General features: G+C 53.5%; 14 protein-coding genes and 10 pseudogenes. 12 read left to right on the top strand and 12 right to left on the bottom strand.

The window, feature by feature from the left end; all coding sequences use genetic code 11:
• Nucleotides 1-245 precede the first annotated feature (245 nt).
• Nucleotides 246-359: an excisionase gene (locus SOPEG_RS30990; protein ID WP_071882239.1), complete on the top strand. Its 114-nt coding sequence runs from the start codon at nt 246-248 to the stop codon at nt 357-359.
• A 104-nt stretch (nt 360-463) separates the two neighbouring features.
• Complete coding sequence (locus SOPEG_RS29940) at nt 464-1,429, top strand: phage integrase Arm DNA-binding domain-containing protein (RefSeq protein WP_051419891.1); 966 nt, start codon at nt 464-466, stop codon at nt 1,427-1,429.
• A 418-nt stretch (nt 1,430-1,847) separates the two neighbouring features.
• Here SOPEG_RS29940 and secF read toward each other — a convergent pair.
• The 5 genes and pseudogenes from secF to queA all read right to left on the bottom strand — a co-directional run bounded on the left by secF (nt 1,848) and on the right by queA (nt 7,428).
• Nucleotides 1,848-2,758, bottom strand: a pseudogene (gene secF, locus SOPEG_RS17760) (protein translocase subunit SecF).
• A gap of 69 nt (nt 2,759-2,827) precedes the next feature.
• Nucleotides 2,828-4,672, bottom strand: a pseudogene (secD, locus tag SOPEG_RS17755) (protein translocase subunit SecD).
• Nucleotides 4,673-4,699: 27 nt separating this feature from the next.
• A complete protein-coding gene (yajC, locus tag SOPEG_RS17745; RefSeq protein ID WP_025246359.1) occupies nt 4,700-5,032 on the bottom strand; it encodes a preprotein translocase subunit YajC in 333 nt (110 codons plus the stop codon).
• Nucleotides 5,033-6,172, bottom strand: a pseudogene (gene tgt, locus SOPEG_RS17740) (tRNA guanosine(34) transglycosylase Tgt). It lies immediately after the preceding gene.
• Between the two features lie 190 nt (nt 6,173-6,362).
• Nucleotides 6,363-7,428, bottom strand: a pseudogene (gene queA, locus SOPEG_RS17735) (tRNA preQ1(34) S-adenosylmethionine ribosyltransferase-isomerase QueA).
• 104 nt (nt 7,429-7,532) lie between these two features.
• Between queA and SOPEG_RS17730 the strand changes: the two are divergent.
• The 3 genes and pseudogenes from SOPEG_RS17730 to SOPEG_RS17720 all read left to right on the top strand — a co-directional run bounded on the left by SOPEG_RS17730 (nt 7,533) and on the right by SOPEG_RS17720 (nt 10,529).
• Nucleotides 7,533-8,121 (top strand): annotated as a pseudogene (locus SOPEG_RS17730) (acyl carrier protein phosphodiesterase).
• 344 nt (nt 8,122-8,465) lie between these two features.
• Nucleotides 8,466-9,239 (top strand): annotated as a pseudogene (locus SOPEG_RS17725) (N-acetylmuramoyl-L-alanine amidase).
• 366 nt (nt 9,240-9,605) lie between these two features.
• Complete coding sequence (locus SOPEG_RS17720; protein ID WP_025246358.1) at nt 9,606-10,529, top strand: IS5-like element ISSoEn1 family transposase; 924 nt, start codon at nt 9,606-9,608, stop codon at nt 10,527-10,529.
• A 45-nt stretch (nt 10,530-10,574) separates the two neighbouring features.
• On the opposite strand, the gene SOPEG_RS28395 is transcribed toward SOPEG_RS17720, so the two are convergent.
• A complete protein-coding gene (locus SOPEG_RS28395) occupies nt 10,575-10,889 on the bottom strand; it encodes a hypothetical protein (RefSeq protein WP_158382452.1) in 315 nt (104 codons plus the stop codon).
• Nucleotides 10,890-10,915: 26 nt separating this feature from the next.
• On the opposite strand from SOPEG_RS28395, the pseudogene SOPEG_RS17715 reads away from it, so the two are divergent.
• From SOPEG_RS17715 to SOPEG_RS17690, 7 genes and pseudogenes are all read left to right on the top strand, one after another.
• Nucleotides 10,916-11,841, top strand: a pseudogene (locus tag SOPEG_RS17715) (IS5 family transposase).
• Between the two features lie 349 nt (nt 11,842-12,190).
• Nucleotides 12,191-13,114 (top strand): IS5-like element ISSoEn1 family transposase, encoded by a 924-nt coding sequence (locus tag SOPEG_RS17710; protein WP_025246357.1) that lies wholly within the window; start codon nt 12,191-12,193, stop codon nt 13,112-13,114.
• A gap of 57 nt (nt 13,115-13,171) precedes the next feature.
• A pseudogene (locus SOPEG_RS25260) lies at nt 13,172-13,774 on the top strand (bacteriophage antitermination protein Q); the annotation flags it as partial.
• 182 nt (nt 13,775-13,956) lie between these two features.
• The gene (locus tag SOPEG_RS25255; protein WP_071882238.1) at nt 13,957-14,103 is read left to right on the top strand and encodes a type II toxin-antitoxin system HicA family toxin; all 147 of its coding nucleotides are present in this window, start codon (nt 13,957-13,959) and stop codon (nt 14,101-14,103) included.
• 64 nt (nt 14,104-14,167) lie between these two features.
• Nucleotides 14,168-15,091 carry an IS5-like element ISSoEn1 family transposase gene (locus tag SOPEG_RS17700; protein WP_025243834.1) on the top strand — a complete coding sequence of 308 codons (924 nt, stop codon included), beginning with the start codon at nt 14,168-14,170 and terminating at the stop codon, nt 15,089-15,091.
• 154 nt (nt 15,092-15,245) lie between these two features.
• Nucleotides 15,246-15,653 (top strand): type II toxin-antitoxin system HicB family antitoxin, encoded by a 408-nt coding sequence (locus tag SOPEG_RS17695; protein ID WP_025246356.1) that lies wholly within the window; start codon nt 15,246-15,248, stop codon nt 15,651-15,653.
• A 109-nt stretch (nt 15,654-15,762) separates the two neighbouring features.
• A pseudogene (locus tag SOPEG_RS17690) lies at nt 15,763-16,973 on the top strand (IS256-like element ISSoEn2 family transposase).
• 127 nt (nt 16,974-17,100) lie between these two features.
• Here the strand turns inward: SOPEG_RS17690 and istB are convergent.
• From istB to SOPEG_RS17660, 6 genes and pseudogenes are all read right to left on the bottom strand, one after another.
• Nucleotides 17,101-17,850, bottom strand: a complete 750-nt coding sequence (istB, locus tag SOPEG_RS17685) for an IS21-like element ISSoEn3 family helper ATPase IstB (protein WP_025246354.1) — start codon at nt 17,848-17,850, stop codon at nt 17,101-17,103.
• 11 nt (nt 17,851-17,861) lie between these two features.
• Nucleotides 17,862-19,412: an IS21-like element ISSoEn3 family transposase gene (gene istA, locus SOPEG_RS17680; RefSeq protein WP_081743052.1), complete on the bottom strand. Its 1,551-nt coding sequence runs from the start codon at nt 19,410-19,412 to the stop codon at nt 17,862-17,864.
• Between the two features lie 381 nt (nt 19,413-19,793).
• A pseudogene (locus tag SOPEG_RS17675) lies at nt 19,794-20,324 on the bottom strand (DUF3164 family protein).
• An 85-nt stretch (nt 20,325-20,409) separates the two neighbouring features.
• Nucleotides 20,410-21,333 (bottom strand): IS5-like element ISSoEn1 family transposase, encoded by a 924-nt coding sequence (locus SOPEG_RS17670; RefSeq protein WP_025246351.1) that lies wholly within the window; start codon nt 21,331-21,333, stop codon nt 20,410-20,412.
• A 181-nt stretch (nt 21,334-21,514) separates the two neighbouring features.
• Nucleotides 21,515-22,444, bottom strand: a complete 930-nt coding sequence (locus SOPEG_RS17665) for an AAA family ATPase (RefSeq protein WP_025246350.1) — start codon at nt 22,442-22,444, stop codon at nt 21,515-21,517.
• A gap of 11 nt (nt 22,445-22,455) precedes the next feature.
• Nucleotides 22,456-23,946 (bottom strand): Mu transposase C-terminal domain-containing protein, encoded by a 1,491-nt coding sequence (locus SOPEG_RS17660; RefSeq protein WP_335334060.1) that lies wholly within the window; start codon nt 23,944-23,946, stop codon nt 22,456-22,458.
• Between the last annotated feature and the right edge of the window lie 62 nt (nt 23,947-24,008).

Here is a 24,008-nt window from a genome sequence, read left to right as displayed (position 1 = left end):
CCGCCAGTCACCTAAAAGTTCGATTTATTCAACAAAGCCACGTCACTGGTAAATGGTGCGATGCATCGGATTAAAGCGACCATGCAATAAATCATCGTGGCTGTCGCATGGCAGCCTGAAATTACCTCCATTACTACACACCAGGCATGCAACATTCACCAGCCCATTTCCTACAATTCACAATTTCCCCGCCTGCTCGCATTCATGACGAACGGCGCAGCGGCTTGATTTAATCAGAGGCTATTATGGCATACATCACATTATCCGAGTGGAATCGGCGGCAAGCCCATTCGCGCTGTATGGAAACACTTAGACGCGCAGCCCGAGGCGGGCGTTTTTTTCCCGCCAGCCATATTTGAAGGTCGGGAATATTTGGTTGACGAAGACGCTGAGAAGCTTACCCGAAACAATACCTTCAGCCCATCCAGGAACATTCACCCAGCATTATTATCGAGGATAAAACATGGCACGCCGCCGAAGCCATAAAAACCGCGATTTGCCGCCAAACCTGCAACCACGCAACGGCGGCTATTTCTGCTACTGTGACCCACGCACGGGAAAAGAATATGGCCTCGGTCGCAATCGTCGCGAGGCTATTACGCAAGCCATCGCGGCTAATATGGCGATTTATGGCTCATCAAAGCAATCACCACTCATTAACCGCATTAGCGGTGTGCAGACGACCACAGTTAGTGAATTGTCTGAGCGTTATCTGACGATATTGGAGGGACGAAAGCTTAAGCCGAAAACGATGAGCGAGTACAATAAATATCTGAAAGCAGTTAACGCCAATTTAGGCGAATTTGCTATTCAGAAAGTAGAAACCAAAGACATTGCCTCGTTCCTTAATCAGTGGGTAAAGGAGGGAAAAGTGACAATGGCGAACCGCATCAGAGCATTGCTACGTGACTTGTTTCGTGAGGCCATTGCTGAAGGTGTGCTCAAAAACAATCCAGCCGAGGTTACGCGTAACCATAGGGTTGAAATTCAACGGGAACGTATAACTCTTGAGGAATGGAAGGTCATCCGCAAGGCCGCGGATACATTACCAGCATGGGTTGGCCCCTGTCTTGACCTCGCTTTGGTAACCGGTCAACGATTAGGCGATATACAGGCGCTGTGCTGGGAGAATATCAAAGACGGACGTCTTTACATTAAACAAGCGAAAACGGGCATGATGCTTGCGTTCTCGGAAACAACTCGCATTGACTGCCTCAACTTATGCCTTGCTGATGTACTGAACCAGTTTAGGGGATTGAACAACGGTGCCGACCACATAGTTGCTGACAAAACGCACCTACAATTTGAACAGGATACGATATCTAAGGCATTCAGGAAAGCACGCCGTCTATCAGGATTAACGTGGCAAGATAAGGCACCTTCATTTCATGAAATTAGAAGCCTCGCGGCACGCCTCTATACTGATTGAGAAGGGAAGGGATTATGCACAAAAATTGTTAGGTCATAAGTCATCAGAGATGACCGATAAGTACCGGGATGTAAGAGGGGCGGAGTGGGCAGAGATAGAATAATTTCGATCGAATTTCGAGTAATTTCGATCGATGCATTATAACTCTTTGAATCTAAATGCCGTAATTTACATCCGGCTGCATGATATTCAGCCGTACACGCCGCAAAATCCGCCGGCGGCGAACGCCACCAAACCTGTCGGCAGCCAATAAACTGCCCTCTGCCTGGGCGGTAACCGCCCGGGCGGTGCTGACTGTATCGCACGGCGGCATTTGCGCCACACGTAACGGCCCGTGCCCGCAACGCGAACATCACGCCGCGGGAGGCCGCCTCCGCTCGCGCGGCGGCAGCACTCCTCATAGCGCGTTGGGCGTCTCTTAGGGCAGCAGCGAAGGCTGATCGGCGCCCTCTTTTTCCACCTTCTGCTGCAACAGATGTTCGCGTTTCATGCCGAGCTTAAGCGCCAACGCCGACGCCACATAGATGGAGCTGACGGTGCCGATAAAGACGCCGATAAACAGCGTTGTGGAGAAGCCGCGCAGCATCGCGCCGCCGAATATCAACAGCATCAACACCACCATCAATGTAGTGACCGAGGTCATGATGGTCCGGCTCAAGGTCTGCGTCAGCGAGACGTTAAAAATATCGTAGGCGCTGCCGCGGCGAATTTTGCGGAAGTTCTCACGGATACGGTCCGACACCACGATACTGTCGTTCAGCGAGTAGCCAATCACCGACATCAGGGAGGCGATAATCGTCAGATCGATCTCGATATGAAACAGCGACAGAACCCCAAGCGTAATCACCACGTCATGGGCCAGCGCCAACACCGCCCCGGTCGCCAGCCGCCATTCAAACCGGAAGCCGACATAAATCAGGATACAGATCAACGCCACCAGCAGCGCCATGCCGCCGTCCTGAGCCATATCGCTGCCGACGCTAGGTCCGACAAACTCGACCCGCTTCACGGCGGCATTCTGCCCGGTTGCCTGATTAATCACTCCGAGCACTTTATTGCCCAGCTCCTGCCCAAGGCCGTCTTGCATCGGGGGCATACGGACCATCACATCGCGACTGCTGCCGAAATTCTGCACCAGCGGATCCGTGAAGCCCGCATGTTCAAGCGCGTCACGCATCTGGTCAAGATCGGCGGCCTTTCCAGGTTAAGTTCAATTACCGTACCGCCCGTGAAATCCAGCCCCCAGTTAAAGCCCCGCACCGCCATGATGGCGATGGAGGCGATAAGCAGGATGGCCGACAGGGTGAACGCCACATAATCCCAGCGCATAAAGTCGTAGACTTTACGGCCGTAGTTCAATTTTTCGACATTTCTTTGTTGCTGAGCCACAAGCCACTCCTAGATAGACAGCTTATCGATGCGTTTACCGCCGTAAAGCAGGTTAACGATGGCACGGGTGCCGATGATCGCCGTAAACATTGAGGTAGCAATCCCGATGGCGGTGGTAATGGCGAAGCCCTTAATCGACCCCGTGCCCACCGCGTACAGGATGACGGCGGTAATCAGCGTCGTGACGTTGGCGTCAACGATACTGGAGAACGCGCCACGGTAGCCCTCATGAATGGCTTGCTGCACCGTGCGACCGTTGCGCAGCTCTTCTTTAATACGTTCATTAATAAGCACATTGGCATCCACCGCCACCGCCAGCGTCAATACAATACCGGCGATACCCGGCATGGTCAGCGTCGCGCCGGGCAGCAGAGACATGATGCCGATAATAAGCACCAGGTTGGCGATGAGCGCCGTGATGGCAATAAGACCAAATTTGTGATACCACACCACCATAAACAGAATAGACGCCACCAGCCCCCACAAACAGGCTTCCAGTCCCTGGGTAATATTCTGCAGCCCCAGGGTCGGACCGATGGTGCGCTCTTCCACTATCTGGATCGGCGCAATCAACGCGCCCGCACGTAGCAGCAGCGACAGCTGACGCGCCTCGTTGGGATTGTTGATGCCGGTAATGCGGAAGCTGTTACCCAGCCGCGACTGGATGGTGGCGACATTGATGACTTCTTCCTGCTTCTCCAGAATGGCGCGACCGTTGGCGTCTTTCTTGCCGCTATCCTTATACTCCACAAACAAGGTGACCATCAGCTTGCCGATATTGTCCTTGGTGAAGTTGGACATGGTCGTGCCGCCGCTGCCGTCCAGGGAAATATTGACCTGCGGACGGTTATATTCATCGGCGCTGGAGGTGGAGTCGGTGATGTGATCGCCGGTCAGGATAACCCGTTTGTATAACACAACCGGCTGGCCGTCGCGGGTGGCTTTCACCTCCGAATCCCCCGGCACACGGCCGTTGGCGGCGGCGGTTTGATCCACCGAGCTATTGACCAGACGGAATTCGAGCGTGGCGGTCGCCCCCAAAATTTCTTTGGCGCGCGCCGTATCCTGGATACCCGGCAGCTCGACGACAATTCGGTCGGCGCCCTGACCTTGCACCAAAGGCTCGGCGACGCCCAGCTGATTGACGCGGTTGCGCAGGATGGTGATGTTCTGTTGTACCGCGTACTCGCGGGCTTGGCGCAGGCGATCGTCCGCCAGCGTGGCGCGCAGCGCGTTGTCTCCGACGCTGTTGATAACCAGATCGCGGTGGCGCGGCGTCAACCAGGATATCGCCTGATCGCGGGTATCGGCATCGCGGAAGCGGATTTCGCTACCGTAATTCTCGATTTTACGCACCGTCGCATACGGAATGCCCTTTTCGCGCAAATCGCCGCGCAGGGTATCCATCGTCTGCTCCTGCAACTTATTGAGCGCAGTGTCCATATCCACTTCCATCAGGAAGTGAACGCCGCCCCGCAAATCCAGGCCGAGCTTCATCGGCGCCGCCCCTATACCATGGCTAACCAGGGGGGAGTGGCCGGGGCCAGATTAATCGCCACGACATAATTCTCGCCGAGGGCGTTCATCAACGCTTCGCGGGCGCGCAACTGTACGTCCGAGTTGGAAAAACGGGCCAGAATGGCGCCATTTTCCAGAGCAATGGATTTACTGGCGATATGTTGCTGTTCTAATACAGTCCGGATCTGGACCAGCGTCGATTCACTGGCGGCGCCACCCCGCGCGCCAGTGATCTGTACGGCCGGATCCTCACCATACAGGTTGGGAAGCGCATACAGCAGCCCGACGACCAGCGCCAGCATGATATACTTCCATATAAGGATAACGGTTTAACACGGCAGTTCCCTTCGGGAAAATCGTTTATTACAGCGCTTTCATCGTACCTTTCGGCAAAACGGCGGCCACAAAATCACGCTTGATGACCACTTCATTGGTATCGTTGAGCTCGATGGAAATATAGCCGGTGTCAGCGACTTTCACCACGCGCCCCACCAGACCGCCGGTCGTCAGAACTTCATCTCCTTTGGAAATGGAATTCATCAACTCTTTATGCGTCTTGGCGCGCTTTTGCTGTGGGCGCAGGATCATGAAATAAAAGATCAGACCGAAAACAACCAGCATCACCACCAGAGAGTAAGGACTTGACTGGGACGGAGTACCGGTGGCGGCAACGGCGTCAGAAACGAAAAAGCTCATTCAAATTCCCTCATTGTTATTTAACTCGACGACTAAAGGTGGCACCGGCTTACCTGTCCGGCGATAGAACTCACCTACAAAGTGCTCTAATTTACCCTCATCAATAGCCTGGCGTAAACCCGCCATCAAACGCTGGTAATAACGTAGGTTATGGATAGTATTTAGACGGGCACCCAATATTTCGTTGCAACGGTCAAGATGATGCAAGTACGCGCAGCTACAATTGCGACAGGTGTAACAATCACATTCCGCATCCAGCGGCGTGACATCGTCTTTATACCGGGCGTTGCGTATTTTCACCACGCCATCGGTAACAAACAGATGACCATTGCGGGTCGGCATGACGCAGTCGAACATATCGATACCGCGGCGAACGCCCTCCACCAGATCTTCAGGTTTACCGGCGCCCATCAAATAGCGCGGTTTATCCGCCGGGATCTGCGGGCACAGGTGCGCCAAAATACGGTGCATATCGGCTTTCGGTTCCCCTACCGCCAGGCCGCCCACAGCGGCGCCATCAAAACCGATCTCTACCAGTCTTTTTACCGATACATCTCGTAAATCTTCGTAAACACCGCCCTAAATAATACCGAAAAGCGCATTGGGATTTTCAAGCTCATCAAAACGCTGGCGACTGCGGGCCGCCCAGCGTAACGACATTTCCATCGAGCGCTTGGCGTAATCCCAATCGGAAGGATAAGGCGTGCATTCGTCAAAAATCATGACAATATCGGAACCCAGATCGTACTGGATTTCCATCGATTTTTCGGGGCTTAAGAAAATCGCGTCGCCGTTGATGGGATTGCGGAAATGCACTCCTTCTTCGGTAATTTTGCGAATGTCGCCCAGACTGAAGACCTGGAACCCGCCGGAATCGGTCAGTATTGGACCGTGCCACTGCATAAAATCGTGCAAATCGCCGTGCAGCTTCATGACCGCCTGACCCGGGCGCAGCCAAAGATGAAAGGTATTGCCCAGCAGAATCTGCGCGCCGGTTTCTTTCACTTCTTCGGGCGTCATGCCCTTCACGGTGCCATACGTCCCAACCGGCATAAACGCCGGCGTTTCCACGACGCCCCGATCAAATACCAGCCGCCCGTGGCGGGCCTGGGCATCGGTTTTCAATAATCGATATTCCACACATCCTCCAACACCAGAGAAACAGTCCGATGTTTGATGAAAAGGAGCGCATTCTAGCAACCCCGTAAGCCGCTGTACAAGCCGGTCCGCGGAATGTGTTGCCGCCGGCGTGGTTAATCCCTGCTTTCTGCCGCCGACGGTTCGCGCAAAGCACGGATCCAGACCCGCTATTGCCGATCAGCCCGCCCGATTACGACTCACCCACGCGCTCTTGGGCAGCGGCAGGGTTCCGGGTGATAAACATGGCGTCCCCATAGCTGAAAAACGGTACGCCTGCGCCACCGCTTCCCGGTAGGCCGCCAGCGTATGGCGATAACCGGCGAACGCCGATACCAGCATTATCAAGGTGGACTCGGGCAGATGAAAATTGGTGATAAGCGCATCTATCACGCGAAAATGATAACCGGGATAAATAAAAATGCGCGTGTCGCCAAAAAACGGCGCCAGGGTATTCTCTCCCGCCGCCGCGGCCGCGCTCTCAAGGGAGCGCACGGAGGTGGTACCGACGGCCACGACCCGGTTGCCGCGCGCCTTGCACGCCAGAACCGCATCAACCACCTCTTGCGGCACTTCGTCATACTCCGAGTGCATCTGATGCTGTTCGATCCGATCCACCCGCACCGGCTGGAAGGTTCCAGCGCCCACATGCAGGGTGACAAACGCCATTGCAACCCCTTTGGCGCGCAGCGCCGCCAGCAGCGGCTCATCGAAATGCAGGCCGGCGGTGGGCGCCGCCACCGCGCCGGGCCGTTCACCGTAAACCGTCTGATAGAGCTCACGATCCGCGGCTTCGTCGGGCCTATCGATATAGGGCGACAAAGGCATATGGCCGGCATCATTGAGCAGCGTCAGCACATCACGGGGGTCGTCGAAACGCAGCTCAAAAAGTGAATCGTGGCGCGCCACCATGGTGGCGGCGATGCTGTCATCATCCCCCAACAGCAGCGCGGCGCCGGCTTTCGGTGCCTTGGACGCGCGCACGTGGGCAAGTACCCGCTTATCATCGAGAACTCTTTCCACCAGGACTTCGATTTTACCGCCGCTGACTTTGCGGCCGAACAATCGGGCGGGGATCACCCGGGTATTATTGAATACCAGTAAATCGCCAGGCGCCAGTTTATCCAGCAAATCGGTAAAAACCTGATGCGCCAGCGCGCCCGTCTGGCCGTCCAGCGACGGCAGGCGCTGCGTTCCGCCTGCGGATAGCGGGCAATCAGATTATCGGGTAATTCAAAAGAGAAGTCGGCAACGCGCATGGCAAATCACTTCAGCATAAAAACAGGCGGCTTAGTCTAGGGCTATGCGTTCCGCCCTGCAAGAATTAAGCTATGTCGCGCCGCTTTTGCCGTATACTGATGAAATGAATTTTCTTGCTCATCTGCATCTCCCCACCCTGGCGCATAGCTCCCTGCTCGGAAATCTGATGGCGGATTTTGTCCGCGGCGATCCCGAAGGCCTCTATTTCACCCGCGATTGTGGCGGGGATTCGTATGCATCGCCGAATTGATAGCCTTACCGATAGTCACGAAGCGGTAAAGCAGGTGCGCACGCTGTTTTCGCCCACGACGCGGCGGGTGGCGCCTATCGCGCTGGATGTAGTCTGGGATCATTTTCTGTCGCGCCACTGGCTGCGGGTCGAGCCACAGTTGCCGCTGGCGGAATTCGTCTTGCGGGCGCAGCGGGAAATCGCGCCCGCGCTGCCGGATACGCCGGTGGGGTTTCAATCCCTTAACCGCTATCTGTGGCGGGAACGCTGGCTGCTGCGCTATGCCGATGGGCCTTTTCTGGCCCAGGTGCTAAACGGTATGGCCCAGCGCCACCCGCGGCTGTCGGCGCTGGGCGAGATTTATCCGGAGATCCAAACCCATTATGACCGGCTGGAAACGGCGTTTTGGCAACTTTATCCGGCGATGATGCATGCAGCGCGCCAGGGCGCGCTGGGCCACTGAGCGTGCCCGCTTGCGCGCCCACCGGTCGCTGATCGCCCGGTCGTCCAGTGGCGTGTCCATCTGTCATCTATGTGGACCGCGCCCACTTTGTCTGTTGACGTGTCCCGCGATCCGTGGCGGAGCCGGGTGGTCCGTCCGTTTATATCGCTAACTATTCGCCGCGTGGCCGGTTCCCCCATTGAGAATTGCCTTTTCGGTAGACAAGGGGAACCGTGCGCGGCACAACCTTTTGCCGCCCCGTACGCAATGTCCTAGAAATGACCCAACAGCCTGTCGTTGCCGACGGCGACAGGGGGTGTTATGAATAGCGCTAGACAATCATCCCACAGGAAGGAGTCCTGGCCATGTACCCCATCGATACGACAAGTTACCGTTCAGTAAAAGGATTTAACCAACGCGTACGCTTTCTGATTATGCATTACACCGCTCTCAATTTCGCCGACTCGGTCAACGCGCTGAGCGGCGACGCGACCCTCAGCGCGCATTATCTGGTGCCCGATCCCGACGATCAAAGCTATATCGACGCCGGCTTCAATGATATGCGCATTTTCAACCTGGTGGACGAGAAGGATCGCGCCTGGCACGCCGGCCTTAGCGCCTGGGCCGGGCGCAACAATCTCAACGATACGTCTATCGGGATAGAAAATGTGAACCTGGCGTCGGTTAACGCGGGGAAATGGACCTTCCCGCCTTATCCTCCGGTGCAAGTCGAGGCCATCATTCAATTAGCGCAGTCTGTCCTGCAACGCTATCCAGATATAACCCCTACACAGGTGGTCGGCCATAGTGATGTTGCCCCCGGGCGGAAATTCGATCCCGGCGCGGCGTTTCCCTGGAGAAAGTTGTACGAGGCGGGCATAGGCGCCTGGTTTGATGATGCGACTAAACAGCAGTATAGCGACGACTTTGCTGAACACGGAACGCCTGACCAGGCGGCGATTAAAAGCCAAACTCAAGACCTACGGCTATAACATCGCGGGAGCAACAGGCGCCGGCGGCTATAAAAACCTTATCCAGGCTTTTCAATTGCATTTTCGCCCCGCTGACTGGCAGGGCACGGTGGATAATGAACCGCAGCAATTCTCTACGCTTTGGTAGATAAATATTTCAACAAGTGAGTGCAGGCTCACTTGCTGTCACTGTGGCGCTGCCGGTGGATTACGCTGTCGCTTACAGCGGCATTTTATTCCACCGCACGCGCATTTCTCTGCTGCCCTCTTTTCGGCTCAGGCCGAATAGCCGGCTGCCGCAAAGTGCAATATTCCTGTTCGGCAGGACAAGTAATAACCGCCTGATGCTTAAGTAACATTGGATTATTCGTCGCCCCATGACCGAAATAAGGGTAATAATACACCGGAATCGGCGTGGCATCGGGCGAAATCACGGATCACGCTTTTGAAGATCAATCGGGCTTTGTTGAATAAATCGAACTTTTAGGTGACTGGCGGCTCTGATCACTACATTCGTTTCAACATCAGGTCCCCATGGCAAAGCAAAAGTTTAAAATTACCAACTGGCCCGCATACAACAATGCGCTCAGGCAGCGGGGGGACCTGACAGTATGGCTTGATGAGTCAGCCATTGCTGCATGGACTGAGAGTACACCACCTGAACATCGTGGCCGGCCGCTTCACTACACCGATATGGCCATTACCACGGTTCTGATGATAAAGCGCGTGTTTAACCTTTCGCTCCGGGCGTTACAGGGTTTCGTTGACTCGATTTTTAAACTGATGGGGCTGTCGCTGCGCTGCCCAGATTACTCTCTGGTCAGCCGGCGAGCAAAAACCGTCGACATCAGCATAAAAACGCCAACCCGCGGCGAAATCTCACACCTGGTCATCGATGGCACCGGCCTGAAAGTCTTCGGCGAAGGCGAATGGAAAGTCAGGCAGCATGGGGCTGAGAGACGCAGAGTATGGCGCAAGCTTCATCTGGCAGTAGATAGCGTGACACATGAAATTATCTGTGCCGATTTATCGCTAAGCGGTACGACAGATGCGCAGGCGCTGCCCGGGCTGATTAACCAAACCCACCGGAAAATCAGGGAAGCGTCGGCTGACAGTGCTTACGATACGCGTTACTGTCATGATGCTCTGCTGAGGAAAAAAATAAAGCCGCTTATCCCACCGCGAAGTGGTGCACAATATTGGCCAGCTCGATACCATGAGCGTAACCATGCGGTGGCAAATCAGCATCTGAGGGGCAATAACGATACCTGGAAAAAGAAAGTAGGTTATCACCGGCGTTCACTGGCTGAAACGGCCATGTTCCGGTTTAAAACACTTCTGGGTGGTCATCTGAGTCTGCATGACTATGACGCGCAGGTAGGTGAGGCAATGGCAATGGTTAAAGCACTTAACCGGATCACACTGTTAGGAATGCCAAACAGCGTCCGCATCATGTAACAATCGCCCTGATAGGGAGGAAGTCGTCACAAATTTCGGATTTATTCAACAAAGCGCCGAGTAAGTACAGATATAAACAACATCGCCACTTTGAACCATGGACAAACCAAAGCTGCCATCATCATTCGTTAATGCGGACTCATTCCATGGTGAAGTAATTTCAAGCGTATTGTTGTCACCGTCTAAAACAACCCCATGATCAGAATAAAACCGGATATAATATTCACCAAATTCAAGGATAAACGCTTGCGTGGTGTTGTACTCAAACCTACCAAGCCAAACATTGGCAGAAGTATTTTTAGTCGGATTCAGGCTTTGTTGAATAAATCGAACTTTTAGGTGACTGGCGGCTCTGATCACTACATTCGTTTCAACATCAGGTCCCCATGGCAAAGCAAAAGTTTAAAATTACCAACTGGCCCGCATACAACAATGCGCTCAGGCAGCGGGGGGACCTGACAGTATGGCTTGATGAGTCAGCCATTGCTGCATGGACTGAGAGTACACCACCTGAACATCGTGGCCGGCCGCCTTCACTACACCGATATGGCCATTTACCACGGTTCTGATGATAAAGCGCGTGTTTAACCTTTCGCTCCGGGCGTTACAGGGTTTCGTTGACTCAATTTTTAAACTGATGGGGCTGTCGCTGCGCTGCCCAGATTACTCTCTGGTCAGCCGGCGAGCAAAAACCGTCGACATCAGCATAAAAACGCCAACCCGCGGCGAAATCTCACACCTGGTCATCGATGGCACCGGCCTGAAAGTCTTCGGCGAAGGCGCATGGAAAGTCAGGCAGCATGGGGCTGAGAGGCGCAGAGTATGGCGCAAGCTTCATCTGGCAGTAGATAGCGTGACACATGAAATTATCTGTGCCGATTTATCGCTAAGCGGTACGACAGATGCGCAGGCGCTGCCCGGGCTGATTAACCAAACCCACCGGAAAATCAGGGAAGCGTCGGCTGACAGTGCTTACGATACGCGTTACTGTCATGATGCTCTGCTGAGGAAAAAAATAAAGCCGCTTATCCCACCGCGAAGTGGTGCGCAATATTGGCCAGCTCGATACTATGAGCGTAACCATGCGGTGGCAAATCAGCATCTGAGCGGCAATAACGATACCTGGAAAAAGAAAGTAGGTTATCACCGGCGTTCACTGGCTGAAACGGCCATGTTCCGGTTTAAAACACTTCTGGGTGGTCATCTGAGTCTGCATGACTATGACGCGCAGGTAGGTGAGGCAATGGCAATGGTTAAAGCACTTAACCGGATCACACTGTTAGGAATGCCAAACAGCGTCCGCATCATGTAACAATCGCCCTGATAGGGAGGAAGTCGTCACAAATTTCGGATTTATTCAACAAAGCATCGGATTCACGTAATAGGTTCCGCCTCTACGCTCTAAGGGCCCTTGTGAACGGGGTATAAAGTTCAGCACCTTTTTACAGCCGCTTTTCCATTTTTGAAAATCTGTCTGCCCCATCATCAGAGGGGAAAACTCTCCAGCATTAAAGGAGTTGATTGACGGTGAAGTGGATGGCATTACAACCTCGCTGAATACCAAGATGTATCTTTTTGCAGTATAGGAGGGGCTTTGTTGAATAGAACTTTTAGGTGACTGGCGGCTCTGATCACTACATTCGTTTCAACATCAGGTCCCCATGGCAAAGCAAAAGTTTAAAATCACCAACTGGCCCGCATACAACAATGCGCTCAGGCAGCGGGGGGACCTGACAGTATGGCTTGATGAGTCAGCCATTGCTGCATGGACTGAGAGTACACCACTTGAACATCGTGGCCGGCCGCTTCACTACACCGATATGGCCATTACCACGGTTCTGATGATAAAGCGCGTGTTTAACCTTTCGCTCCGGGCGTTACAGGGTTTCGTTGACGCGATTTTTAAACTGATGGGGCTGTCACTGCGCTGCCCAGATTACTCTCTGGTCAGCCGGCGAGCAAAAACCGTCGACATCAGCATAAAAACGCCAACCCGTGGCGAAATCTCACACCTGGTCATCGATGGCACCGGCCTGAAAATCTTCGGCGAAGGCGAATGGAAAGTCAGGCAGCATGGGGCTGAGAGGCGCAGAGTATGGCGCAAGCTTCATCTGGCAGTAGATAGCGCGACACATGAAATTATCTGTACCGATTTATCGCTAAGCGGTACGACAGATGCGCAGGCGCTGCCCGGGCTGATTAACCAAACCCACCGGAAAATCAGGGAAGCGTCGGCTGACAGTGCTTACGATACGCGTTACTGTCATGATGCTCTGCTGAGGAAAAAAATAAAGCCGCTTATCCCACCGCGAAGTGGTGCGCAATATTGGCCAGCTCGATACCATGAGCGTAACCATGCGGTGGTAAATCAGCATCTGAGCGGCAATAATGATACCTGGAAAAAAAAAGTAGGTTATCACCGGCGTTCACTGGCTGAAACGGCCATGTTCTGGTTTAAAACACTTCTGGGTGGTCATCTGAGTCTGCATGACTATGACGCGCAGGTAGGTGAGGCTATGGCAATGGTCAAAGCGCTTAACCGGATCACGCTGTTAGGAATGCCAAACAGCGTCCGCATCATGTAACAATCGCCCTGATAGGGAGGAAGTCGTCACAAATTTCGGATTTATTCAACAAAGCGGGCATGGGTAGAAAACGTACAATTTGATACGAACAGATACCGGCGCAAAAGAATGAAAGTATGGGATGAGATATCAGAAGAAATGATTACGCTCAACAATCCGCCGCTGCCCGGTAAGCAGTCGCGGGCCAAAGGCTCGTCTATCGCGCTTGTGCAGCCAATCGAATTCGTCACAGCGTCGTGGCGTCGGGCGGTGTTGTCATTTGATGAGCATCAAAAAGCGTGGCTGCTTTGGAACTATAGCGAAAATATTCGATTTGAACACCATGTCACGATAACACAGTGGGCTTGGGCTGAATTCAAAAAGCAACTGGGGGTGCGGAAAATCGCGGGCAAGACAATGGAGCGTATGAGGGCGCTTATCTGGCTGGCGGCACAGGACGTAAAAGCAGAACTGGCAGGGCGAGAGACCTACCAATGACAAAAATTGGCGGAATTGATAGGGGTCAAAGCAGACAACTGGAGCAAAAACTATTCAGCATATTGGCATACTATGCACTCAATATTTATACGACTAGATAGTGCATCTTTGTTATGTGCTGTGAGAACGAGGTCGCAACAAAAAATAGATTTCTCGCAGCAAGCTATTGCAAAAGTCAATTAATATGGCTATTATTCAGATAAATTAAATATACAGCTATTGCTGTATGCGGTGGCAAAGAACATTAAGCCCTGGCAATACGCCGGGGCTTTTTTATTGCCCTCCTGAAATTAAGTAAACAAAAATATTGACCTGGTAAGCAAAATTGCTTACTATAGTTTCATGTTCAACAGACAGGAGGAGTAGTGAAGCAAAGCGAGTTCAGGCGGTGGCTTGAATCTCAGGGGGTAGAGGTTTCAAACGGCACGAACCATTTGAAGCTCAAACTAAACGGGAAGCGAAGCGTAATGCCAAGACATCCCGGAACTGAGATAAAAGAAGGGCTTTGTTGAATAAATCGAACTTTTAGGTGACTGGCGGCTCTGATCACTACATTCGTTTCAACATCAGGTCCCCATGGCAAAGCAAAAGTTTAAAATTACCAACTGGCCCGCATATAACAATGCGCTCAGGCAGCGGGGGGACCTGACAGTATGGCTTGATGAGTCAGCCATTGCTGCATGGACTGAGAGTACACCACCTGAACATCGTGGCCGGCCGCTTCACTACACCGATATGGCCATTACCACGGTTCTGATGATAAAGCGCGTGTTTAACCTTTCGCTCCGGGCGTTACAGGGTTTCGTTGACTCGATTTTTAAACTGATGGGGCTGTCGCTGCGCTGCCCAGATTACTCTCTGGTCAGCCGGCGAGCAAAAACCGTCGACATCAGCATAAAAACGCCAACCCGCGGCGAAATCTCACACCTGGTCATCGATGGCACCGGCCTGAAAATCTTCGGCGAAGGCGAATGGAAAGTCAGGCAGCATGGGGCTGAGAGGCGCAGAGTATGGCGCAAGCTTCATCTGGCAGTAGATAGCGCGACACATGAAATTATCTGTGCCGATTTATCGCTAAGCGGTACGACAGATGCGCAGGCGCTGCCCGGGCTGATTAACCAAACCCACCGGAAAATCAGGGAAGCGTCGGCTGACAGTGCTTACGATACGCGTTACTGTCATGATGCTCTGCTGAGGAAAAAAATAAAGCCGCTTATCCCACCGCGAAGTGGTGCGCAATATTGGCCAGCTCGATACCATGAGCGTAACCATGCGGTGGCAAATCAGCATCTGAGCGGCAATAACGATACCTGGAAAAAGAAAGTAGGTTATCACCGGCGTTCACTGGCTGAAACGGCCATGTTCCGGTTTAAAATACTTCTGGGTGGTCATCTGAGTCTGCATGACTATGACGCGCAGGTAGGTGAGGCTATGGCAATGGTCAAAGCGCTTAACCGGATCACGTTGTTAGGAATGCCAAACAGCGTCCGCATCATGTAACAATCGCCCTGATAGGGAGGAAGTCGTCAAAAATTTCGGATTTATTCAACAAAGCGTAAAAGAAGCGCTGCGTAAGGCCATACTTAAGCAGCTTGGCTTGAAATAAAAAACCAGCCCTACGGGGCTGGTACTCGCGGAGATTCACTAAGACGATATGCGATATCCCGTAAACTTGCAGCCAGATACAGGCGGTTTTATGGTGTCTTTCCCGAATATACCCGAGGCGTTAACCCAAGGGGACAGCCGGGACGAAGCATTAGCGATGGCGCTTGATGCGCTTGTCACCTCATTTGATTTTTACTTTGAGGATAACCGTAAAGTCCCACCGCCCAGCGCCATCACTGGCGATTATGTAGACGTCCCGCTAAGCGTTGCGTCAAAAGTGGTGCTGCTTAATGCGTTTGTTGATTCTGGCTTAACACAAGTTGAGCTGGCAGCGCGCATGGGAGTAAAAAAACAGGAGGTAACCCGCCTGTTTGATCTGCATCATTCCACAAAAATCGACACAGTACAGCGCGCAATGCTCGCCCTTGGAAAACGGTTGGAATTGCAAGCAGCTTAATCTAATCAGACCGCATAGGCTCGCATCTGCGGGCCTTGAGCCTGTTTAGAAATTTGTGTATTTGCCTGATTTTGATATGTTCAATCCAACATCAAAAACAGGTTAATTTATGGACGAAAAACAGTTGCAGGCTCAGGCTAACGAACTGGCCAAAAATCTCAAAACCCCCGAAGATCTCAGTCACTTCGATCGGCTGCTGAAAAAAATCAGCGTCGAAGCAGCTCTCAATGCCGAAATGACCCATCACCTCGGCTACGATAAAAATCAGCCTAAACCGGGGACCAACGCCCACAACGGCTATTCCACAAAAACCGTTACCACTGGCGATGGCCCGCTGGCGCTGCGTACTCCGCGCGATCGTGACGGTTCCTTTGAACCGCAACTGGTGAAGAAGAACCAGACCCGGATTACCGGGATGGATAACCAGATTTTATCGTTGTACGCCAAAGGGATGACCACCCGCGAGATCGCCGCCGCGTTCAAAGAGCTGTATAACGCCGATGTCTCGCCGGCGCTGGTCTCAAAGGTCACCGATGCGGTCATGGAGCAGGTTGTCGAATGGCAAAACCGGCCTCTGGATGCAGTCTATCCCATTGTTTATCTTGACTGTATCGTTCTAAAAGTCCGGCAGGACAGCCGCATCATCAACAAATCTGTGTTCCTGGCGCTGGGCATCAACATCGAAGGCCAGAAAGAGTTGCTAGGTATGTGGCTGGCCGAAAATGAAGGCGCAAAGTTCTGGCTGAACGTGCTGACAGAGCTGAAAAACCGCGGCCTGAACGATATCCTTATCGCCTGCGTAGACGGGCTGAAAGGTTTCCCTGACGCTATTAACGCGGTGTATCCGGAGGCGCGGCTCCAGCTGTGTATCGTGCATATGGTGCGCAACAGCCTGCGATTCGTCTCCTGGAAGGACTACAAGGCCGTCACCCGCGACCTGAAAGCTATCTATCAGGCCCCTACGGAAGAAGCCGGCTTGCAGGCGCTGGAAGCGTTCTCCAGTGCCTGGGACATCCGCTACCCGCAAATAAGTCGAAGCTGGCAGGCAAACTGGGCCAATTTGGCCACGTTCTTTGCCTACCCAACGGACATCCGCAAGGTGATCTACACGACCAACGCCATCGAGTCGTTAAACAGCGTGATCCGGCATGCCATCAAAAAGCGCAAGGTGTTCCCGACCGACGACGCAGTGAAAAAGGTGGTGTGGCTGGCGATACAGGCGGCCTCACAGAAATGGACAATGCCTTTGAGGGACTGGCGCATGGCAATGAGCCGCTTTATTATCGAGTTCGGTGACCGCCCCTGGACGGTCACTTCTGAGAAAAGGCATTTACACAGAATCGTGTACAGGGTCGTTCCGGCGACATCCGATCAGTTATTCCGATATTTTCCGATCACCCATTCCAGTGATATTCGATCACGTGTTCGCTCATCTTCTGACTCGGGTTTAGTCTATTTTTCCTGTGCTGGCTACTCCTTGCTCTTTGCGTAGTGATTCGCCTTTAAGTTCCAGTCTATAGCTGGGGTGTACTAACCGATCGAGTAACGCGTCAGCTGTCGTGGGGTTTTCTATCAGTCCATACCATTTTTTCACCGGCAGTTGACTGATCAGGATGCTGCTGCTTTTGTCGTAGCGATCTTCCATCACCTCCAACAGCATCGTTGCCTGCATCGGACTTATTGATTCTAGGCCCACGTCGTCCAAGATCAGTAACTCTATTTTTTCTAACTGATTAAGCTGTTTTAGATAGGTCCCGTCTACCTGACACTGGTGAAGATGGGCCAGCAACCGACCCACTCGCCAGTAACGCACGCTATATTGCTGCCGGCATGCCTGCTCACCAAGCGCACAACTGAGCCAGGTTTTGCCCGTACCTGTCGGCCCCGTGATGAGTATGCTTTTCTGATATTTCAGATATTGTCCCCCTAGCAGATCTCGCATCTGTTCCGGTGTCACTCCTCGGTTAGGGATATAGCGGATATCTTCCGGTTTTGCCTGCAAGCGCATTTGCGATTGCCGTCGCAGACGGAATATGTAGTTGTTTTTTCTATGAAAATTTTCCGCTTCTACCATCAGCAACAACCGCTCCTCGAACCCCAGCTCCCCATAACTCCCCGGGAGTTCGCGTTGCGTCTCCAACGCCTGGACCATTGCCGACAACTTCAGCTCTCGCAGAGCCATTAACAGTGTATCCATATTTATTCTCCTTAGTGATAACTGTCCGGACCTCGGAGGTTTTCGTGAACCAGCATTGATACGCCGGCTCCGTCCTGGGTGACCTCACTTTCACGACCGTGTTTCAATACGTTGGCTATGAAAGAGCGGTTAATGCACCCTTTCTCCAACGCCAGCGCGCAGGCCTTCTCCAGTCGCGTCGTCTCATAGCGCCGTTGCAGATTGAGTAGCCCCAGCACGGAGCGGTAAGCCTGCTCCGGATGGGCTTTGCTCTTTTGGATGGACTCGACCACTTTCAGTGTGCACACACCCACCGACAGCGCCCAACTGCACAGCCTTTCCGGCGTCCACTGACTCTGCCCCTTATGGTTAGCCGGCATGTGCGCCGCCTGAGTGGTGTGCCTATAGGCGTTATCGCTGCGAGGGTGCGTAGCCACGCAGACGCCCTTATGGTGGATTTGCACCAGCCGTTGGGTGGCGATGACGTCAACGCGCTCGCCAACCAGCGGATGCGGCACCGAGTACCAGTTTTTGCCGTAGTCTATGTGGTAATCAGGTCCCACTCGGGCAACGAGATACTCACTGTATTCCCATTGTGTGGGCGGTAGAGGCCCAAGAGCCGGTTTGTCCAGCTGCTCGAAGCGTTCAAGGCGACTTTGTCCGCCGTAATGACGCATCGGGCGCAGATTCAACTCATGATTGAGTTCTCGTATCACCTGGTTGAGTTCGGCCAGCGAGTAGAACCTACGTTTACGCAACCGGGCCAAAACCCAGCGTTCTACCAGCTGCACAGTTGATTCTGCCTTCGCCTTGTCTTTCGGTTTTCTCGGGCGCGCCGGTAGCACCACTGTCCCATAGTGATTTGCCAGCGCCTGGTAGCTCTGGTTTATGACCGGCTCATAGCGGTCAGGGGTGCTGACAGCGCTGCGCAGATTATCAGGTATCATCAGCTCCGGAACCCCACCCATGAAGTGCAGGCAGCGGCTATTGGCGTTGAGCCATGATGCCATGTCCTGGCCTTCGCAGGCTTCAATATACGCATAGCCGGACACGCCCATGGCAGCGACGAAGATAGCGACCTGGCGTACGCTACCGGTCGCAGGGTTGACGATAGGTACGGTGGGGCCACAGAAGTCGATGAAGAGCTTTTCGCCAGTCTTGTGCTCCATGCGCATGGAACACCGCTGCTTCTTTTTCCAGTCACGGAACATTGCACAAAACTGTGAGTAACCGAGGGCATCACCGCCCACGGCGGACTGATATTCCATCCAGAGCAGCTGCTTGGTCATGCCCTTGCGGCTTAACTCGGTATCGATATCAAGCCAGCTGGGTAAGGTATTGATAACTTTTCCGGATTTGCCGGGATAGAGCAGGCGGTCGAGGTCGACGGGGGACAGTTCCGCCGGCAATGGCCAGACCAGGTTAGCTACCGTGAATCGGCCGAGGATATCGTGTACGGTAGTACAGCCTATGCCGAGCGCTGCTGCGATAGTGCGATTCGAGCGACGCTGCTCGAATTTCATACGTAAGACATTAATATAGATGCACATTTCCGTTCTCGCTTTCTTTTTTTTACGTGCCATGCCATGCCCCCGGAAGCTAAAAGTCTCCAGAGTATGGCGGAACAGAAGATGAGCGATCGGACAAAATCGGAATCGCTGATCAGGCGACCGGAATCAGTGATCGGATGAAATCAGAATTAGTGATCGGGTGAAATCGGAATCAGTGATCGGATGTGACCGGAACCAGTATGAGGGACTGGCGCATGGCAATGAGCCGCTTTATTATCGAGTTCGGTGACCGCCTGGACGGTCACTTCTGAGAAAAGGCATTTACACAGAATCGTGTACAGGGTCCCTGTCCAGGGTCCTTATTAAGGTGCCATTTTTTAAAATCCGGTTAGGTTGATAAATAAAAGTCGCGCCGACCGGATAACATTGATTAAACTGTTCTGCCTTCATGATTCATACCCCGGCGATATCCAGCGACAACGGCCGATATTGCCCGGTCTCGTCGATGCGCTCATAAAGGCGAATGTAGCTCTTGCTGCTCACCACCTGCACCGCTTCCGCCAGTGCATCCATTGCCCGCAACCAGCGCGGGTCGGTAATATCATGGCGACGCAGCTGCAGAATACGGGCCAGATTAATATCACCATTCTTATCGGTGGAAAACGCCTGGTCAATAATGGCCAGCAGCTCCGGGCGCGCATTCTGCGTCTACTCCGTCATTGGCGGCCTGGATACGCTCATCAAAGGTAATGCGGTCCTGCAGGGCGCGGATAACCTTGTAACGGCCATCAAAGGAATACAACGTCACATTGCCTTTTCTGCCACCACGTTTTACCCCGTACTGCTCAATCGACAGGTCAATCAATACCTGAATATCGACAAACGCGCGGTGTTTAAAATCGCTAATGCCTCATGCAACGGCCGGGCGCGTGCCACAATATCCTTGACAAGCGCGTCGCGCTCCTTATCAATGGGTTTTACCATGGCGTCGGGTATCAATACGCCCTTGGTGTCGCTTTGTTGAATAAATCCGAAATTTGTGACGACTTCCTCCCTATCAGGGCGATTGTTACATGATACGGACGCTGTTTGGCATTCCTAACAGCGTGATCCGGTTAAGCGCTTTGACCATTGCCATAGCCTCACCTACCTGCGCGTCATAGTCATGCAGACTCAGATGACCACCCAGAAGTGTTTTAAACCGGAACATGGCCGTTTCAGCCAGTGAACGCCGGTGATAACCTACTTTCTTTTTCCAGGTATCGTTATTGCCGCTCAGATGCTGATTTGTCACCGCATGGTTACGCTCATGGTATCGAGCTGGCCAATATTGCGCACCACTTCGCGGTGGGATAAGCGGCTTTATTTTTTTCCTCAGCAGAGCATCATGACAGTAACGCGTATCGTAAGCACTGTCAGCCGACGCTTCCCTGATTTTCCGGTGGGTTTGGTTAATCAGCCCGGGCAGCGCCTGCGCATCTGTCGTACCGCTTAGCGATAAATCGGCACAGATAATTTCATGTGTCGCGCTATCTACTGCCAGATGAAGCTTGCGCCATACTCTGCGCCTCTCAGCCCCATGCTGCTTGACTTTCCATTCGCCTTCGCCGAAGATTTTCAGGCCGGTGCCATCGATGACCAGGTGTGAGATTTCGCCGCGGGTTGGCGTTTTTATGCTGATGTCGACGGTTTTTGCTCGCCGGCTGACCAGAGAGTAATCTGGGCAGCGCAGCGACAGCCCCATCAGTTTAAAAATCGCGTCAACGAAACCCTGTAACGCCCGGAGCGAAAGGTTAAACACGCGCTTTATCATCAGAACCGTGGTAATGGCCATATCGGTGTAGTGAAGCGGCCGGCCACGATGTTCAGGTGGTGTACTCTCAGTCCATGCAGCAATGGCTGACTCATCAAGCCATACTGTCATGTCCCCCCGCTGCCTGAGCGCATTGTTGTATGCGGGCCAGTTGGTGATTTTAAACTTTTGCTTTGCCATGGGGACCTGATGTTGAAACGAATGTAGTGATCAGAGCCGCCAGTCACCTAAAAGTTCGATTTATTCAACAAAGCCCCTCTTATCGTCAAATAATGAATAACGGCTCCTGCCTGCGTCATCGCGGCGATAAGATGAGTGTTGGTCGATGCCGCTTTATGATGGACTGACATACTTTCCTCCTTCAATGAATTAGCATTTCTGCATAGCGGTCGATTAACGTCACAGAAATCCCCTGATTGCCAATAGCGCTTGTCCGGGCCACTCCGCGCGCCAGTTTAAACAAGCGGCGATAATTGCCCCGTGAATGTTTGCGAAAGGCGGCGGCAATCTCCGGCGCAAGCGGCTCCCTCAAGTCCTCACCGTTCGATAACAGGCTGCCCAGAATGGCGCTGAAATCCTCGGCTTCACTTTCTTTCTTACGAGATTCCAGGTCTAATGCCATACCCACCCGGCTATAGAGCTGGGCGTATTCCCCGCGAGAGCCTTTCAGGTTAAGCAGCAAACGCGGTATCCCCGCCAATACAATGGCCACCCCGGAACGGTCGTGAATGCGCCGCAGGACCTCAAGCGCCCGGTAGGGCAGCAGCTCAGCCTCATCAACCAGTACCAGCCAGTGCTTGTCGCGCAGCCCCTGTACGCACTCCTCGACCAGCTCATGAATATTGCCAGTTTTTCGCAGACCCAGCCAGGCGCACAGCGCCTGCAATAACACCTTGGCGGTATAGCCGGGGTCGGCTTCAATCAAGATGACGCCTTTATTGGCGCTGTTGGCGCGCACATACTCCTTCAGCATCATGCTTTTTCCCATGCCTGCCGGGCCGTATATCACGCCGATATCGCCGAAGTCGTGCGTGGCACTAATCAGGTCCAGCGCCACCCTCGCCAGATGGGTCGGCACAAAATGTACCTTGATGTCCCGCCGGTGGGCGCGCTCTGTCTCGTGGTCAAGAAAATCCCGTAACGTGCCCTCGACGTTATCAATATTGCCGTTGTAAACCCCCTTTAAATATTGTGAAATGGTGGCGCCGCTTAATCCGATTTTATCGGCTACCTTGCGCTGGGTGTAGCCTGACCGTTCCATCAGCTGGAAAATACGTTCTCGCGTTGTCATACAATATATCCTTAGCGGTTATTACCGACCTGCTTGATATCGTGCTCATATTCGGATTCAAATAAATACACCTTCTCTTTTTCGGGTTCCGCTGCCTTGGGTACCAGCAGGCTGTAATCGTTCTCCCTGGGCGCGTCAATCACCGGGCGTAATTCGTCTTTCGCATCCTGAATTTTATTTTCAGCCAGTTTAATGCGACGTTTAGCGCGTGCTTCCAGGGCTTTTTCCACTCTGGAGACCGGCACCGGCGAAACGGTATTGCCATTCCAGAGCGCGGTGCAGAGATAAGCGCCGTCCATCTGGCGAATAATCACCTCGTTCGGATTATGGATATCGTAGGCCACCCGCACCGTCTGGCGGTCTACCTCAATCAGCTCCCGGGCAAAATACTGGTTATTCAGCAGTTCAACCCAGCCGCGCTGGGCCACGCGTTTCTCTTCCGGCATAAACATCTCGCGCAATTCGCCCGGCGTCAGGTATTCAATGTTGTCTCCTTCCTCGGTCAGCAGGGCCTTGCGGTAAGCAGCCGGCGTCATCGACTTGCCGTTGACCTTGGGCAGCGCGCTGTGCTCGTGGCTGTGGTTATAGCGCTGCACCTCCTCCTCGATGGCGTCTATCAGTTGCCGCCAGCTGGGCAATATCGCCAGCGTTTTCTGCTGGACAGGGTTCAGCTCTTTCCCCTGACGCAGGGCATTCGACAGACTCAGCAGCTTTTGCCCCTGCACCCGCGTCCCGTTGGGGTCAGCGCTTAACCCGTTATAGGTCTGAAAGCGCAGGGCCAGCCGGCGTGGGAGAACGCCGTTAAGTCGCTCGATAATGCTCCGCGCCTGCGGGTTATCGGGGATACCGGTAATATGCTCAATGCCCAGCCGGGGGAAAATCCCGGTGATATCCGCATCCAGCATCTTGTTGGTCTCACCACCGCCGTTATCGGAGTAGGAAAACAGCGGTTTGCCGTGGTGCTGGATGGCATAACGCCACGCATCGGCCACCGCGATGGCGTTTTCCGCCAGAGACAGGCTCCAGCCCACCAGATAGCGGGTGCGCCCGTCGAGCACCAGGGTCAGCTCCGGGGTAAAGGGCCGCCCGTGTATCGGAGGCGCCACTTTCATGTTCAGCGATTTGCCGTCAGCTATCCAGCAGCCGTTCACCGGCATCTGTGCCCAATCCCGCTGCTGGTAAACCTGATACGCCTTAAGCGCCGAACCGGTGACCCGTCCCTTGACCCGTCGGTGAGGTGCCACCCGCTTGACCATGCGATTGACCTTGTCGTAGGTCGGCAGGGCCGCCAGCATGGCAGGCTGATCATGGTATTTGCCCTGCCAGTCGGCCTGAAACGTGCGGTAGGCTTCCAGCACCGTCGGGCCACAGGGCCGGGCATAATGCGGCCAGAAGAGCGTATAGAACCACGTCATGTCCTCGGGACGCTGCTTCTTCGGCTGACCCGAAGCCAGTATCGCCAGACGCTCCTGGGGTCGCTCTGCGCTGAGATAGAGACTCACCCATTCCTGCAGGCTGCTTTTGCCCACCCCTTGCCGGGTGCGGCCCTTTTGGGCGTTGGCCA

Origin of the sequence: Candidatus Sodalis pierantonius str. SOPE (genome assembly GCF_000517405.1) — a bacterium.
Classification (GTDB): Bacteria; Pseudomonadota; Gammaproteobacteria; order Enterobacterales; family Enterobacteriaceae; genus Sodalis_C; species Sodalis_C pierantonii.
The sequence above is the reverse complement of the archived record's forward strand: the minus strand, read 5'-3'. Positions and strand labels throughout refer to the sequence as shown.

What these genes read in the sequence shown, in the direction of transcription:
- SOPEG_RS30990 (WP_071882239.1), top strand. Translation starts at nt 246, where the DNA reads ATGGCATACATCACATTATCCGAGTGGAATCGGCGGCAAGCCCATTCG.
- SOPEG_RS29940 (WP_051419891.1), top strand. Translation starts at nt 464, where the DNA reads ATGGCACGCCGCCGAAGCCATAAAAACCGCGATTTGCCGCCAAACCTG.
- yajC (WP_025246359.1), bottom strand. Translation starts at nt 5,032, where the DNA reads ATGAGCTTTTTCGTTTCTGACGCCGTTGCCGCCACCGGTACTCCGTCC.
- SOPEG_RS17720 (WP_025246358.1), top strand. Translation starts at nt 9,606, where the DNA reads ATGGCAAAGCAAAAGTTTAAAATTACCAACTGGCCCGCATACAACAAT.
- SOPEG_RS17710 (WP_025246357.1), top strand. Translation starts at nt 12,191, where the DNA reads ATGGCAAAGCAAAAGTTTAAAATCACCAACTGGCCCGCATACAACAAT.
- SOPEG_RS17700 (WP_025243834.1), top strand. Translation starts at nt 14,168, where the DNA reads ATGGCAAAGCAAAAGTTTAAAATTACCAACTGGCCCGCATATAACAAT.
- SOPEG_RS17695 (WP_025246356.1), top strand. Translation starts at nt 15,246, where the DNA reads ATGCGATATCCCGTAAACTTGCAGCCAGATACAGGCGGTTTTATGGTG.
- istB (WP_025246354.1), bottom strand. Translation starts at nt 17,850, where the DNA reads ATGGATACACTGTTAATGGCTCTGCGAGAGCTGAAGTTGTCGGCAATG.
- istA (WP_081743052.1), bottom strand. Translation starts at nt 19,412, where the DNA reads ATGGCACGTAAAAAAAAGAAAGCGAGAACGGAAATGTGCATCTATATT.
- SOPEG_RS17670 (WP_025246351.1), bottom strand. Translation starts at nt 21,333, where the DNA reads ATGGCAAAGCAAAAGTTTAAAATCACCAACTGGCCCGCATACAACAAT.
- SOPEG_RS17665 (WP_025246350.1), bottom strand. Translation starts at nt 22,444, where the DNA reads ATGACAACGCGAGAACGTATTTTCCAGCTGATGGAACGGTCAGGCTAC.